The following is a 14,918-nucleotide window of genomic DNA, read 5'->3' as shown; positions in this document are numbered from 1 at the left end:
GTACATATGGACATATGTGTCATCATTGTAACTTACGGTGAACGGGCCCATTTGGTCAAGCAGGTGGTCGACTCTTGCGTGGGAGAGACGGTCAAAAAGATCGTCATTGTTGATAACGGCTCTGGTGAAGGGAATAAACAGGGGTTATCCGCTATCGCTGAAGCGTATCCAAAAACCGTTATGATAGTGACAATGGAGAGTAATACTGGCTCTGCCGGTGGGTTTTGCGCCGCAATGGAAAGTGCGGTGAATATCCAGGAGGTGGATTTTATTCTGGCTTTAGACGACGACAACCAGATCGCATCTGAGGACATAAATAAACTGACAGGGTATTGGCAGGCGCATGTCAATAAAATGGCCGAGGATAATACGGCGCTGCTTGCCTTGCGTGAAGATAGACTGCATTATATGAAGTTTATTGAGACGAGAAATGAAGATGTGTTACTCGGTGCGAAAAATAGTTTCATGGGGTTTCATATCGCTAATTACGCGAAAAAAATCCTCGGTATAGCGAACAAGAAAAAAAACGGCGCTGAGAAAATTGTTTCACCAATAGCCCCTTATGGCGGGATGTTTTTCCATAAGAGCCTGCTGAAAAAACATGGCTTCCCCAAAAAAGAGATGTATTTGTACTGCGATGATACAGAGTTCTCCTATAGGATCACTAAGGCAGGCGGTGAGATCATCATCATTCCTGAGGCCAAGATTGTCGATCTGGATCAGTCTTGGGATTCCGGGGCGAGGAAGAAACGTTTTAACTCCCCGGTGCTTGAGACGAGAGATGATTTTCGAGTGCGTTACAGTTTTAGAAATCGCGTTTATTTCGAAAGGGAAAATTTGGTTACCAATAAATTCGTCTATATGACGAACATGATAATATACTTGTCAGACTTGGCCATGAAGGCGGTATGTCATGGGAAATTAAAGCGGGTGGGCCTGGTGATACGCTCTATTCGCGATGGTTTCAGGATGTAAGCGGTATGATGTTTTAATATCGGTGGTTTTATTAGGGGTTACCGATTAATTTTCTCTTTGAGTAAGCAGGCGTTTCTTTATTTTGCGTGCTTGCCTCACGCTGAGAATCTGCTGATACAGTTGTTGGGTTATTGAATTTATTACAGGTTTATATCTTCGAGGGTTTACACGATGGCGACCAACCCCAGCAAGAACAGTTTTTTTTCTGCTCGAAAGCGAGTAACCGTTGCGGCGCTGATACTGATGAGTTCCAGCCAGGCCATGGCGTTGGATGCCATCGGTATTCATAGCCATTTTAATCATTATCCGGATTCGAGCGATACCTATTTATCAATGATCAAACGATTTGGATTTAATTCATTCCGCTCTGATCTGGCCTGGAACTCCATCGAGTCTCAGAAAGGGGTGTTCTCGATCAATGATGCCGGCAACCAGAAAGAGGACCAGGCTTTTCAGACAGGCCTATCGCAATATGGCTTAAGTGCTTTGATGGTGCTCGGCTACGGCAATAAGCTATACAGCAATAACGGCATTGATTTCCCCAGAACGCCGGAGCAGATTGAAGCGTTTGCAAACTATGCGGCCTGGGTCGCTGCGCGTTACAAGGGTAAGGTAAAGTACTTTGATATTTGGAATGAGTGGCTGTATGGCACAGGCCTGACCTCCAAGCCTCGTAACGTTCCCCCCGCTCAGGTCTATTTCGACCTGGTAAAAGCGACATCGGCCGCCGTGCGCAAGGTGGATCCGAACGCGGTGATATTGGCAGGCTCCTTTAATACGAATAAACCCAGGGACGTCGCCTGGTTTGAAGAGCTCATGAAGCTGGGCATTTTGAAATACATTGACGGCGTTTCGATTCACCCTTATTCGCTCACGCTGCCTGAAGACAATTTAGCGGCTATTGATAAGTTTGAAGAGCTGGCCAAAAGTTATGCCGGTAAAGACGTCCCGGTCTATATTACCGAAATGGGCCAATCCAGTTCGACAGCGGTGGGGTATGTTTCCGATGACGCTACCGCGCAGTTCGTTGTCAAATACACGTTTCTGGCGAAAGCGCGGCCTTATATCAAAGGGTTGTGGTGGTATGACCTGGTGGATGATGGCCCCGATGTCAAGAACCGCGAGCACCGCTTCGGTTTTGTTACGCAGAGCAATCAACCAAAATCCATGGCGTTGCAATTCCAAAAAATCGCTGAAGTCGCTCGCGACTACAAGGTTGAAGGTTATCAGACGAACGCGGATGGCAATGTCAGCATCTCATTGAGCCATGGTGGGAAATATGCTTTGCTCGCCTGGCAGCAACCGCCAGTTCAGGCTCAGGTTCCCCAGCAGGATCTGCTCAAGTCAGTGAAGAGCTTTGTGAAGATGGAAGGGGACAAGAGCGAAGGTGCGATACGCATGATTGATCCGAATTTCCAGGGGCAGTCATTGTATGAAGAGAAGTCTGCCTTGACGAAAAATTACGGCAATGTGCCTGTATTGGTGCAATCCGATAAGCCTATTGCGGCACCGCAATAAGTTTTTCTTCGATTCGTCGTAATGATGAAAGCCCTGTAAAAAGGGCTTTTTTTTTGCCTGAGCGATCGCCGTCTGCGCACAGGACTGTGAAGATGGACTGCATATGAAGCAAAAAAAAGGCCCGGGGTGAAATCCGGGCCTTTTTTGTTACTGGCGTGCGCCATTAGGCATAGTGCAGATCGCTGACCAGACTTGCATGGCTTTGACCCGTCAGATAAATCACGGTGTCGCCGGCATCCAAAGTATGGTTGTTGTTGTTATCGATGATAACGTAGTTGCTGTTAGTGCCGTTATCAAAGGCAACGGAAGCGACACCTACCTTGGCAGTCAGTGAGCCGGTGCTCAAGCCGAGAATACCGCCCAGCAAGCCGATAACCCCGCCGGTCAACGAGCCCAGCAAGCTACCCAATACGCCGTCGAGGATATCCGCCGAACGAGTCCCGTAGTCCGCAACCGCCGTCCCCGTATTCGACAAGGTCAGGCCCGACAGATGGTCGATGATCTTGTCTTTGGAGGTGTTGAAGTCGGTAATGGTGTTACCGGCTTGCGTGGTACTGGATTGCAGCATGTAAGTGTTGGCGCCGGCGCCGCCGGTCAACGTGGTGTTTGCCGCGACGTTCAGCGTGTCGCCGCCGCTGGTGCCTTCAACGGTCATCTGATAACCGTTCAACCCCAGCGTATTGAGTACCGGTGTCAACAGTGCAGTCGTCACTGCGCTCAACGGCAGGATATTCAGCAATTGCACGATGAGACCGTCACCCGTACCGCCGTTGCTGGTTGTCAGATTCAAACCGCCGCTGTTGCCGGAGGCGTTGATGTCATGGATAAAGGTGAAGCCCGAGCCTACGGTTAAGTCCAACTGGTGGTCGCCGGTCACGTTGATGTTGGTTAACACGCTGTTGCTACCGGCCAATGACAGTACGTTAGCAAAGTTGCCGGTACCGCCGGAGGCGATATTAAGCGCCGTCAGTGCGCTGCCGGTTAGACCGATGGCGCCAGCATTGACGTTGGAGGAGCTGACAGCGTCAAAGGTAATGCCGAACTGAGACGCGGCGTTAACAAAGCTGAAGTTCAGCGTAGTCGAAGCTGTAGCATCGCCATTCACTTCCAATGCGGCGGCGTTGCCCCCTGCGACGTTAATGACGCTGGCGTTCGTCAGGCCATTCAGGACAAAGCCTTGCGAGCCCATGTTGGTTGGGGTGGTCGCCTGGGTGACGGCGCCTCCCGCTGTCCCTTCAACCGACGCAGTGCCGTTTAATAGGCCGAAGTCAAAAACGTGAGACGGCGTGGTGACCGGTGTGGTCGTCGGGCTGCCGATCAGCGGCGTGGTGATGAGCGTACCGGTAGACTGGCCGATATAGCCGGTCATATCGATTTTCTCAAAGTTGCTGAAGTTGTTGGCGTTGCTGCTGATGGCACTGGTGCGAATGCCCAGCGCGTTCTGGTTGGTCACCACCGACTTGGTAAAGAAGTTGGCCGAAATCGTATCCGTACCGGTACCGCCATTGGCTGTGATTGAGGCGGAGACGGTGTTCGGGCTATTGGTCGCCGCATTGCCGGCCCACTTGAGCACATCGTTACCGGCGCCCAGGTTGAAGTTGGCGGTACCGGTTGCGATGTTGGCGGTTGACGTGACGGTGACGTAGTCATTGCCGGAGCTGCCATTGAGGATCACGTTACCGTTATTCACGGATACCGCAACGCCTGGGTTGACGCCGTTGGCCGACAGATTGACGGTCGATGCCGCCGTGCCGTTGATCGTCAGGTTGGAGAGGTGATCGGCGAACTGCAGGTTAACCGTGCTGGCGGTGGTCGCATTGAGGATCACGTTGAGCAGAACGGCGGTTTCGGCATTGCTGAGGACGTGGCTGCTGCCGGTGTTGATGGTGCCGGTGGCATTGCCGCCGGCGGCGGTGCTGGACAGCGTGGCATAGGTTTTATACAGCAAACTGGTGCCGATAGCGTCTTCAAATCCGTGCTGTGCGCTGACCGTGGTGTTATCCGTGGCAGTCGAGCCTCGCAGGTCATTGATGATCGCTTGCGCAATGGCGGTGTTGTTGCCCAATGCGGTGTAGGTCGCCAACTGAGCGGCTGACGGCGGCGAACCCCACACATCGGTGAATACTTTGGTGACGAAAGCCGAACCGCTCAGCGCAGCACCTTTGGCCTGGAACTCATTGGTGGCCAGTAAGGTGGTCAGCAGCTTGCTGAAGGTCGTGCCGGAGGCCAGTTGTTTACTGAAGGTGTCCAGCGCCTGTGAGTCGACACCGCGATGAGGAACGGCAAGGTAAATCGAGGCGACTTGTTCCTGGAAGCTCAGGCCCGGCAATTGACCAGGGATGTAGACTTGCGTTGCGAGGTTGAATTGCTGCTGTGCGGCCAGGTCGCCACTGGCGACGGTGCCTTTAATCAGGTTGATGATATCAACGATGACGGTCCCTCGGGTGGCACCGCCATCCAACAACGCGACATAGGTTGAGGATTCACTGGAGGTCGGGGCTCGCAGGAAGGTACTTTCGAACAGACGTGCAACAAAGTCCGTATTGTTCAGCGACGTCAGGTACGTGCGATCATTGACAAAGACCTGGGCTACGTTGGCAAGGTTCGCACCGTTGGCGACTTGAGTGCCCCAGTAGTTGATGCCTGACTGAGCTGCGTCGACGCCAATGACATAGTAAATCGCTTCGACGGCAGAGGCGCCTGCCGTTGCAGAGGATTCCGCAACCGGATACAGCACGGTGTTAATCGTGTTTTCGAAAGTGGCTTGCTGGGCAAGGGTTGTTGCATCAAACCCTTCGTAATTAAGAAGATTGGTCACTAACTGCGACACGGCAGTCGTGACCGACCCCACATTCAGCAGATCTGTCAGCTGTGCACTGGTCGGCGCTGTACCATAGATATTGGTATAAATCTGCGTCAGGATCTCCGCTTGTGTTTTGGTCGCAAAACGGGCTTGCCCATCGCTCCCGGTCAGGAAGACGTTGACCAACTGTGCGGCGGTGGCTTGTCCGGTCTCTAAATACTGACCGAAGTAATTATAGGTAGATTGAGACGCACTCTTACCCAAGACAGCGTAGTAGAGTGCCGCTGCTGCTTGCTGTGACGCTAGAGAAGCCATAATAAATTACCCCTTGGATAAATCAATTTAAGGAACAAATGTCCGGCCAGCCTTGGGCTAACTATTTCCTTTATAAGGAATGTTTAGCGTCAAGCTGAAAGTTATTTTTTGCAAAAAAAACAGAAAATAAAAGCGAGGGACAACGGCGCGTGCAATAAACGCGAGCCTTTACCCTCCACCTAAGGAAAGGCACGGAAGTCTGTTTTGTCAAGGTTGCGGATAACTTTTGGGGGTGTGGGGCGATAACTATTTGTAATGGCTATAGGATTATTGTTACTTTATAAAAAATATGATTTTTTTGTTCTTTATTAATGAAAATTTAATCTGTTTCCATCTGGATTGTTTCATTTGAAACTATTGCATTTGATTTGTTAGTGGGCTAATGATTTATCTTGGGCATCAATTACGGCGTTTTTTTTGGTTCTGACCCGCAAGAATAGCGGGGTTGTTATGAGTTATGTTATTGATTATATATGTTATTGGTTCTTTTTCTTGGCGCGGTTTTTTTTTCCGTTTCGCCTTGCAGGATTTCAACTTGTCTAACTATAGTTACTAAAAAAGTATCTGCATTCTCGAGCATGTTTGGGGTGGTTTGGATATAAGATATTTCTTATGCAAATCAATGCGGGTGGGTAGTTGGTGCAGGTGATGTTAAGGGATAGAAAGTGAATCAATTCATACCGCGCAATGAAATTGCGGATGTTATACGGACGCGAAGTAAAGTCTTTTGGACCGTTGGTATATTCACCGCATTTATAAATCTATTAATGCTTGTTCCTTCCGTCTATATGTTACAGGTTTACGATCGGGTTCTTCCCTCTCGTAACGAAATAACCCTGCTGATGTTGACGCTGATTATGCTGGGCCTGTTTGGCGTGATGGCGTTACTGGAGTACGTTCGCAGCATGGTGGTCATCCGTATCGGCAGCCAATTAGATATGCGCCTCAATACGCGCGTTTATACTGCTGCCTATGAGGCTAACTTGCAAAACGGCTCATCAGACGCCGGTCAGATGCTGGGCGATTTGACCACCGTAAGGCAATTTCTTACCGGCAGCGCGCTGTTCGCCTTTTTCGATGCCCCGTGGTTCCCCATCTATTTGTTGGTCATCTTCCTGTTTAACCCCTGGTTGGGCCTTTTTGCGCTGATCGGCTCGCTGCTGTTGATCGCCCTTGCCGTCATCAATGAAATCGTCTCTAAAAAACCATTGGGCGAGGCCAGCAAGCTGTCCATCATGTCAGGCAACCTGGCGAGTACCAATTTGCGCAACGCGGAGGTGATCGAAGCGCTGGGCATGTTGCCTAATTTGAAACGCCGCTGGTTTGGGCTGCACCAACGCTTCCTTAATAGCCAACGCGTAGCCAGCGAGCGTGCGACGACCGTCACTTCCATCACCAAATTTGTCCGTCTCTCACTGCAATCGCTGGTTCTCGGATTGGGGGGGTGGCTGGCGATTGATGGGCACATTACGCCCGGTATGATGATCGCCGGTTCTATCCTGATGGGCAGAACGCTGGCGCCAATTGAACAGGTGATCAACATCTGGAAAAGCTGGAGCTCGGCCAAACTCTCTTATCAGCGCCTGGTCAAGCTGTTGGAGATGCACCCGCAACGCGGGACCGGGATGTCTCTGCCGCGGCCTGAAGGGATCGTGTCCGTAGAAGGCGTGACCGCCACACCTCCCGGCTCGAAAGGAGACGCGGTGCTGCACAATGTCAGCTTTGCGATTCAGCCTGGCGATGTGCTCGGCATCATTGGCCCCAGCGCTTCAGGCAAGTCGACGCTGGCACGCCTGTTAGTCGGGATCTGGCCGGTGAGCGAAGGCATCGTGCGTCTGGATAATGCGGACATTTATCAGTGGAACAAGGATGAGCTTGGGCCATATATCGGGTATCTGCCGCAGGATATCGAACTGTTCGCCGGCACGATCGCCGAGAACATCTCGCGGTTTAATGATGTCGACTCCGAAAAAGTCATTGAAGCTGCCAAATTGGCGGGGGTGCATGAGCTGATCTTGCGTTTCCCGAACGGCTACGACTCGCATATCGGCAACGGCGGGGCCGGATTGTCCGGTGGGCAAAAACAACGGATAGGCTTGGCTCGCGCCCTCTATGGCGATCCGTCGCTGATCGTTCTGGATGAACCGAACTCGAATCTGGATGATGCCGGCGAAAGGGCGCTGAACCAGGCGATTCTGTTCCTCAAGCAACGTAATAAAACCGTCATCTTGATTACGCATCGCACAAACCTACTGTCGATGACCAGCAAGCTGTTGCTGCTGACAAACGGCGTAGTCAACGCTTTCGGGCCAACGCAACAGGTATTGCAGGCCTTGGCTAACGCGCAAAAGACGCAGGCTAGCCAGCAAGCGGCTCGTGCGGTGAATTCGCCGGCGGATGAAGGCCATTTCCCTAAAACTCAAACCAATTAGTTGTGAACTTGGCCGGTGGCGCAAATGCGTCGCCCGCACTCAAAGGAGTAGGTATGTCTACGCATGTTGGCGAGTCTCAGGACCCGTATGCTGAACAGATCCCGCAAGATGAGCGGCGATTTACGCGTTTGGGATGGCTGGTTGTTGCAATAGGGCTGTTTGGTTTCTTTATCTGGGCTGCATTCGCGCCGTTGGATAAGGGCGTGGCGTCGCCCGGTTCAGTGATCGTTTCCGGCAACCGTAAAACGGTTCAGGCTCCGGCAGGCGGCATCATCAAAAACATTTTGGTGAAAGAGGGGGATCGGGTTAAAGCCGGTGAGATGCTGGTGCAACTCAGCCAGGTCCAGGCCCAGGCGCAGGTCGATTCTTTTCGCGTCCAGTATTACACCACATTGGCCACCGAAGGGCGGCTTTTGGCTGAACGCGACGGCGCAAGCCAGATCACTTTCTCCCCGGCGCTGCTAAAAGCGAAAGAACAGCCGCGCGTGGCGGAAATCATCGCGCTGCAAACGCAGCTGTTTTCATCCCGTCGTCTCGGTTTAAACAGTGAAATCGATGGGTATAAGCAATCGATGGACGGCGTACGTTTCCAGCTAAAAGGGCTGCAGGACTCCCAGGCGAACAAAAGTATTCAGCTCTCCAGCCTGCGTGAGCAGATGAATGGAATGAAACAGCTTGCTGCAGACGGCTATATTCCGCGCAACCGTTATTTGGAGGTACAAAGGCAGTTTGCCGAAGTGAATGGCAGTATCGACGAAACTCAAGGGCGCATTGGTCAGTTGCAGAAACAGCTGCTGGAATCGCGCCAGCGTATCGATCAGCGCTTTGCCGATTATCAGCGCGAAGTTCGTACGCAACTGGCACAGACGCAAATGGATGCCAACGAGTTCAGAAACAAGTTGGAAATGGCGAATTTCGATCTGGGTAACACGGCGATTGTGTCTCCGGTCGATGGCACCGTAGTTGGGCTAAATGTTTTCACTTTGGGTGGCGTGGTAGGGGCCGGCGATCATTTGATGGATATCGTGCCGAGCCAGGCGACCCTGGTGGTGGATTCACGCCTCAAGGTCGATTTGGTCGACAAAGTGTATGACGGCTTACCGGTTGACTTGATGTTTACCGCCTTCAATCAGAATAAGACGCCGAAGATCCCGGGCACGGTGACGTTAATATCGGCAGACCGCCTGGTGGATAAGACGAATGGCGAACCCTACTACCAGATGCAGGTGACCGTTACCCCTGAAGGCATGAAAATGTTAAATGGCGACGATATCAAAGCCGGCATGCCCGTGGAGGTTTTCGTGAAAACGGGGTCTCGCTCGCTGTTAAGTTATCTGTTTAAACCTATTTTGGATCGCGCTCATACTTCATTAACAGAGGAATAATTTTGATTCGATTTAAACGACAGGTTGCTGGCCTTACTATCAGTACCCTATTGTTTGCGATATCTGCGCCGGTTTATTCCATAGGGATTTTAGACGCATATTCGCTGGCACTTGACAAGGATCCGACCTTCAGGGCGGCATTTAAAGAGAAAGAGGCGGGAGACGAGAGCAAAAATATCGGCATGGCAGGTTTATTGCCGAAGGTGGCATTAAACTATCAAAATTCACCGAAAAACTGGCAAACGGTGAAATATCCGCAGAGCAACATATTTACCGGCGAGACGATAGAGGCGACGAACAGCCAGAAATATCGCAGCTACTCGGGCTCGGTTTCTGTGACGCAGCCGCTGTTTGACTATGAGGCCTATGCCCGTTACAAGGCGGGGGTGGCGCAAACGCTGATGTCAGACGAGCGTTACCGCGCCAAGTTTATGGATTTGGCGGTACGGGTCGTGACCGCCTATGTAGAAGTCGCTTACGCAAAGGATCAAATATCTCTCGCGCAAGCGCAGAAGGCTTCTTATGCCACGCAGTTAAGCCAGAACCGTGAGCTGTTGCGGGCAGGTGAGGGGACGATTACCGATGTTTCCGAAACGCAGGCGAGGTATAGCCTGGCAGAAGCACAAGAGATAGAGGCCCAGGATGCGCTTGACTCTGCCAAACGCGATTTGGAAGTTATCATCGGCGCTCCGCTCGAGCAGTATGGTTCGCTTCAGATGCTTCGACCGGGCAAATTCCAGGTCGCTCCATTGATCCCTTCGAAGTTTGAAGAGTGGCAAAAGATTGCCCTGGAAAATAACCCGGAGTTGGCTGCATCCCGCCACAGCGTCGATGCGGCAAAGTATGAGGTAGAGAGAAACCGGGCCGGTTTTATGCCGCAGGTGCAGCTTTATGCTTCTCATTCTGAAAATGACTCCAGCAGCGATAACACCGTTAACCAAAAATACCGTACCGACAGTATCGGTGTGCAGGTTAGCATGTCGCTTTATTCCGGCGGCGGCGTAGCGGCTTCTACGCGTCAGGCTGCCGCACGTTACGGCCAGGCGATGTATGAAATGGATGCTCAGGTCGGGGACAAACTGAACGATCTGCGTAAGCAATTTAACCTTTGCCTGAGCAGCCGCGCAAAGTTGGCCGCCTATGAGCTGGCGGTGCAATCCGCCACGAAACAGGTTGAAGCGACTAAAAAAAGCGTCGTTTTGGGCCAGCGGGTCAACGTCGATGTGTTGAATGCGGAACAGCAGCTGTACTCGGCTCGCCGCGATCTGGCATCGGCAAAATACACCTATATTAAATCTTGGGTCACATTATTGAGCGATTCCGGTACGTTGGATAAGAGCGATATTAATCGCGTCGCACAATACTTTGAGTATGCTCGCTAGATAAACCGCCCGGCGGTCTGATCCGCCGGGAACGGGAGTAGGTCTTTTCCGAAAGCGTGTCTGAGGACTGCTTTTTCAACCGGCTATGCGGTATGTTATTTCCATCCATTTCCCACTCTCTGAGCCATCTGAAATGAATCTGGCGCGTCTTCGGCGCGCGGTCAGGGGCCGTAGGCGATTGAATCAATTTTTGAGGGGTTTATGAAAATTATTGTTACCGGTGGCGCCGGCTTTATTGGTTCGGCCGTGGTCCGGCATATTATCAATAAAACGATGGATCAGGTGTTGGTGTTGGATAGCCTGACTTACGCCGGCAATCTTGAGTCCCTAAAACTGGTAGCGAGCTCTGACCGTTTCAGCTTTGAACCGGTGGATATTTGTAACCGTAGCGAATTGGACCGCGTTTTTGCTGATTTTAAACCGGATGCGGTTATGCATTTGGCTGCAGAGAGCCATGTGGATCGCTCTATCGATGGCCCGGCGGCCTTCATCGAGACCAACATCGTAGGCACCTACACGTTGCTGGAAGCCGCACGGCAATACTGGCATACCTTACCGGAAGCGGCGAAAAAGGCCTTTCGGTTCCATCATATCTCTACCGACGAAGTGTATGGCGATCTGCACGGCACCGAGGATTTGTTCACTGAAACTACGCCTTATGCACCAAGCAGCCCATACTCCGCATCGAAAGCCGCCAGCGATCACCTGGTGCGGGCCTGGTCACGCACCTATGGTTTACCGACCCTCGTCACCAATTGCTCCAATAATTACGGCCCGTACCATTTCCCCGAAAAACTTATCCCTTTGACGATCCTGAATGCGTTGGAAGGTAAGCCATTGCCGGTATATGGCGACGGCGCACAAATTCGCGATTGGCTGTATGTCGAAGATCATGCCTGCGCCCTCTACAAGGTTGTGACGGAGGGCGAGGTAGGCGAAACCTATAATATCGGCGGCCACAACGAGCGCAAGAATATCGAGGTTGTGCAGACGATTTGCCGGCTGTTGGATGAGCTGGCACCGGTCAAGCCGGCGGGCCTGAGCAACTACGCAGCGTTGATCACCTTCGTGGCCGATCGGCCCGGCCATGACATGCGTTATGCCATCGATGCGTCGAAAATAGATAAAGAGTTGGGTTGGAAACCCCAGGAAACCTTCGATAGCGGGATTCGCAAAACGGTCGAATGGTATCTGGCGAATGAAATCTGGTGGAGCCGCGTCAAAGACGGCTCATACGCCGGTGAACGCCTTGGGCTGACGCAATAATTTAAGGAACGCTATGAAAGGTATTATTCTTGCCGGTGGCTCAGGTACTCGCCTTTACCCCATCACCCGCGGCGTGTCGAAACAGCTGCTGCCTATTTATGATAAGCCAATGATTTATTACCCGATCTCGGTGCTGATGCTCGCCGGGATTCGCGATATTCTGATCATCTCCACCCCGGAAGATCTGCCTTCGTTCCGGCGCCTGTTGGGGGATGGGCAGCGTTTTGGTATCACACTCAGCTATGCGGTACAGCCGAGTCCGGATGGATTGGCGCAGGCCTTTTTGATAGGCGAAGAGTTCATTAACGGTGAGCGCTGTGCGTTGGTCCTGGGCGATAATATTTACTTTGGTCAGAGTTTCGGCAAAAAGTTGGAAAGCGTTGCCGCGCAGGAGGAAGGCGCGACGGTATTCGGCTACCAAGTGATGGATCCTGAGCGTTTCGGGGTGGTGGAGTTTGACCAGAACTTCAGGGCGTTATCGCTGGAAGAAAAACCGGCGGTGCCGAAATCGAACTGGGCAGTTACCGGGCTCTATTTCTATGACCGCCATGTGGTTGAATTGGCTAAGCAGGTAAAACCTTCGTCCCGCGGCGAATTGGAAATCACCACGCTGAATCAAATGTATCTGGAACGCGGGGCATTGAATGTTGAAATCTTGGGGCGCGGCTTTGCCTGGCTGGATACGGGCACACACGATAGCCTGATTGAAGCTGCTCAGTTTATCCATACTATCGAGCATCGTCAGGGCTTTAAAGTCGCGTGCCTGGAAGAGATCGCTTACAGAAAGGGATGGCTCAGCACAGAACAGGTGGCGCAAGAGGCGAAGTTATTGAGTAAAACCCAATACGGTCAATACCTAGCACAACTGCTGGTGGAGAAGTAAAATGCAAGTGAGCGATACGCGAATTCATGGCGTCAAGATCGTCCAGCCTAAGGTGTTTGGCGATGCACGCGGTTTCTTTCTGGAAACGTTCGAAAAGAAACGTTACCAAGAGGCGCTGGATATCGAGTTCGAGTTTGTTCAGGACAACCATTCGCGCTCTTCAAAAGGAGTGCTGCGTGGCCTGCATTTTCAAACGGTAAACCCTCAGGGCAAGCTGGTGCGCGTCGTTCGCGGTGAAGTGTTTGATGTCGTCGTCGATATTCGTAAAGACTCGCCTAGCTACGGTGTCTGGGAGGGGGTCGTGCTTTCCGAAGAGAACAAAACGCAATTCTGGATCCCGCCTGGTCTGGCGCATGGCTTTGTGGTGCTCTCGGATATTGCTGATTTCGAGTATAAATGTACGGATTATTATAACCCGATTCATGAAGGGTGCCTGTTGTGGAACGATCCTGACATTGGAATTGAATGGCCGCTCGACAATCCTCTGTTATCTGAAAAAGATAAAAATGGCAGTTTTTTCAATGCATTGAATTAATTTCACGAAGGCGTTGAAAAGTGGGTCTTACGGGGGGAGCATCTTTTTTATAATCACCGTAAGTTATCCTGCGGAACCGGCAAACATAATAGAGGGGAAGTATGGCAATTTTAGTCACCGGCGGCGCCGGTTACATTGGGTCTCACACCGTGTTATCTCTGCTGGAACGTGGCCAAGACGTGGTGGTGTTGGACAATCTGTCGAACTCGTCTGCGGAGTCTTTGCACCGCGTGGAGAAACTGGCGGGGAAGGCCGCGCTGTTCTATCAGGGAGACGTGCAGGATGCCGATTGCCTGCATCGCATTTTTGGCGCGCATGAGATCACTGCCGTCATCCACTTTGCTGGCCTCAAGGCCGTCGGGGAGTCGACGCGCAAGCCGCTGGAGTATTATCAGAACAATGTCACCGGCACGCTGGTACTGTTGGCTGCCATGCGCCAGGCCGGCGTGCATGATTTCATCTTCAGCTCCTCAGCCACCGTCTATGGAGCCAATTCGCCGGTGCCCTATGTCGAGACTACGCCGATCGGCGGGACAACCAGCCCTTATGGCACATCCAAATTGATGGTCGAGCTGATCCTGCAGGATTTTGCCAAAGCAGAACCGCAATTTTCGATTATTGCTTTGCGTTACTTCAACCCGGTAGGGGCTCACGAATCCGGCCTGATTGGCGAAGATCCTAATGGTATTCCCAATAATTTGCTGCCGTACATCTCGCAGGTGGCGATCGGCAAACTCGAAAAATTGGGCATTTTCGGTGGGGATTATCCGACCAAAGATGGGACGGGAGAGCGCGATTACATCCATGTGATGGATCTGGCTGACGGTCATCTGAAAGCGATGGATCATTTGCCGAAGAGCAACGGATTCAAGGCCTATAACCTGGGGGCCGGCGTAGGGCACTCGGTGTTAGCCATGGTTAAGGCATTTGAGAAAGCATCAGGCGTAACGATTCCCTATCAAATCTTGCCGCGCCGCGACGGCGATCTACCCGCGTTCTGGGCGGATGCAGAGCTGGCCTATCAAGAGCTGGGATGGAAGGTGAGCCGGGGTCTCGATGACATGATGCGCGATACCTGGAACTGGCAGAAGAAAAATCCTAAGGGTTTTCAGCGTTGATCCTGCAATTGGGCCCTGCCGTTTATCGGAAAGGATAATTGATGGGGCCCAAACATCCATTGGGTAATCAGTAAGCAATACTTGATAAAATGTAACCAACCCCTTTGGAAGTTCCGCAAGATCTTATACTGAATATTCAGTGTTTTCTTTTAAAATCAATTGACTATTGTTGTTTTTTGGCCAGCATCCACGAAGGTTTTGCGTATTTTTTTACGTTACGGTGTCGGATGTTTTTGCAAATTGTGCTAGTCTCTCAAACCTTCGCGGACCCTATATTATTTCTGTCATATGCACGCGAGTTTGTTT

10 protein-coding genes are annotated in these 14,918 nt (G+C 51.7%); 9 read left to right on the top strand and 1 reads right to left on the bottom strand.

Features of this window, described 5'->3' with window-relative positions:
- The first annotated feature begins 6 nt into the window (after nucleotides 1-6).
- Nucleotides 7-975 (top strand): glycosyltransferase, encoded by a 969-nt coding sequence (locus M6G53_RS06190; RefSeq protein ID WP_253329813.1) that lies wholly within the window; start codon nucleotides 7-9, stop codon nucleotides 973-975.
- 171 nt (nucleotides 976-1,146) lie between these two features.
- Complete coding sequence (locus M6G53_RS06185; RefSeq protein WP_253329811.1) at nucleotides 1,147-2,493, top strand: cellulase family glycosylhydrolase; 1,347 nt, start codon at nucleotides 1,147-1,149, stop codon at nucleotides 2,491-2,493.
- 163 nt (nucleotides 2,494-2,656) lie between these two features.
- On the opposite strand, the gene M6G53_RS06180 is transcribed toward M6G53_RS06185, so the two are convergent.
- Entirely contained in the window at nucleotides 2,657-5,611 is a 2,955-nt protein-coding gene (locus tag M6G53_RS06180; RefSeq protein ID WP_253329809.1) for a beta strand repeat-containing protein, read from the bottom strand.
- Between the two features lie 665 nt (nucleotides 5,612-6,276).
- Here M6G53_RS06180 and M6G53_RS06175 point away from each other — a divergent pair.
- The 7 genes from M6G53_RS06175 to galE all read left to right on the top strand — a co-directional run bounded on the left by M6G53_RS06175 (nucleotide 6,277) and on the right by galE (nucleotide 14,612).
- Nucleotides 6,277-8,043 (top strand): type I secretion system permease/ATPase, encoded by a 1,767-nt coding sequence (locus M6G53_RS06175; RefSeq protein WP_253329807.1) that lies wholly within the window; start codon nucleotides 6,277-6,279, stop codon nucleotides 8,041-8,043.
- A gap of 53 nt (nucleotides 8,044-8,096) precedes the next feature.
- The gene (locus M6G53_RS06170; protein ID WP_253329805.1) at nucleotides 8,097-9,428 is read left to right on the top strand and encodes an HlyD family type I secretion periplasmic adaptor subunit; all 1,332 of its coding nucleotides are present in this window, start codon (nucleotides 8,097-8,099) and stop codon (nucleotides 9,426-9,428) included.
- Nucleotides 9,429-9,430: 2 nt separating this feature from the next.
- The gene (locus tag M6G53_RS06165) at nucleotides 9,431-10,810 is read left to right on the top strand and encodes a TolC family outer membrane protein (protein WP_253329803.1); all 1,380 of its coding nucleotides are present in this window, start codon (nucleotides 9,431-9,433) and stop codon (nucleotides 10,808-10,810) included.
- Nucleotides 10,811-11,011: 201 nt separating this feature from the next.
- Nucleotides 11,012-12,076 (top strand): dTDP-glucose 4,6-dehydratase, encoded by a 1,065-nt coding sequence (rffG, locus tag M6G53_RS06160; protein WP_253329801.1) that lies wholly within the window; start codon nucleotides 11,012-11,014, stop codon nucleotides 12,074-12,076.
- A 13-nt stretch (nucleotides 12,077-12,089) separates the two neighbouring features.
- Nucleotides 12,090-12,959, top strand: coding sequence for a glucose-1-phosphate thymidylyltransferase RfbA (rfbA, locus tag M6G53_RS06155; protein ID WP_253329799.1), 870 nt, complete (start codon nucleotides 12,090-12,092; stop codon nucleotides 12,957-12,959).
- Nucleotide 12,960: 1 nt separating this feature from the next.
- Entirely contained in the window at nucleotides 12,961-13,494 is a 534-nt protein-coding gene (rfbC, locus tag M6G53_RS06150) for a dTDP-4-dehydrorhamnose 3,5-epimerase (RefSeq protein WP_253329797.1), read from the top strand.
- A gap of 101 nt (nucleotides 13,495-13,595) precedes the next feature.
- The gene (gene galE, locus M6G53_RS06145) at nucleotides 13,596-14,612 is read left to right on the top strand and encodes a UDP-glucose 4-epimerase GalE (protein WP_253329795.1); all 1,017 of its coding nucleotides are present in this window, start codon (nucleotides 13,596-13,598) and stop codon (nucleotides 14,610-14,612) included.
- Nucleotides 14,613-14,918 lie beyond the last annotated feature (306 nt).

The sequence above is a fragment of the Serratia nevei genome, from assembly GCF_024160145.1.
GTDB lineage: Bacteria > Pseudomonadota > Gammaproteobacteria > Enterobacterales > Enterobacteriaceae > Serratia > Serratia nevei_A.
This window is presented reverse-complemented; position numbering and strand designations above follow the sequence as displayed.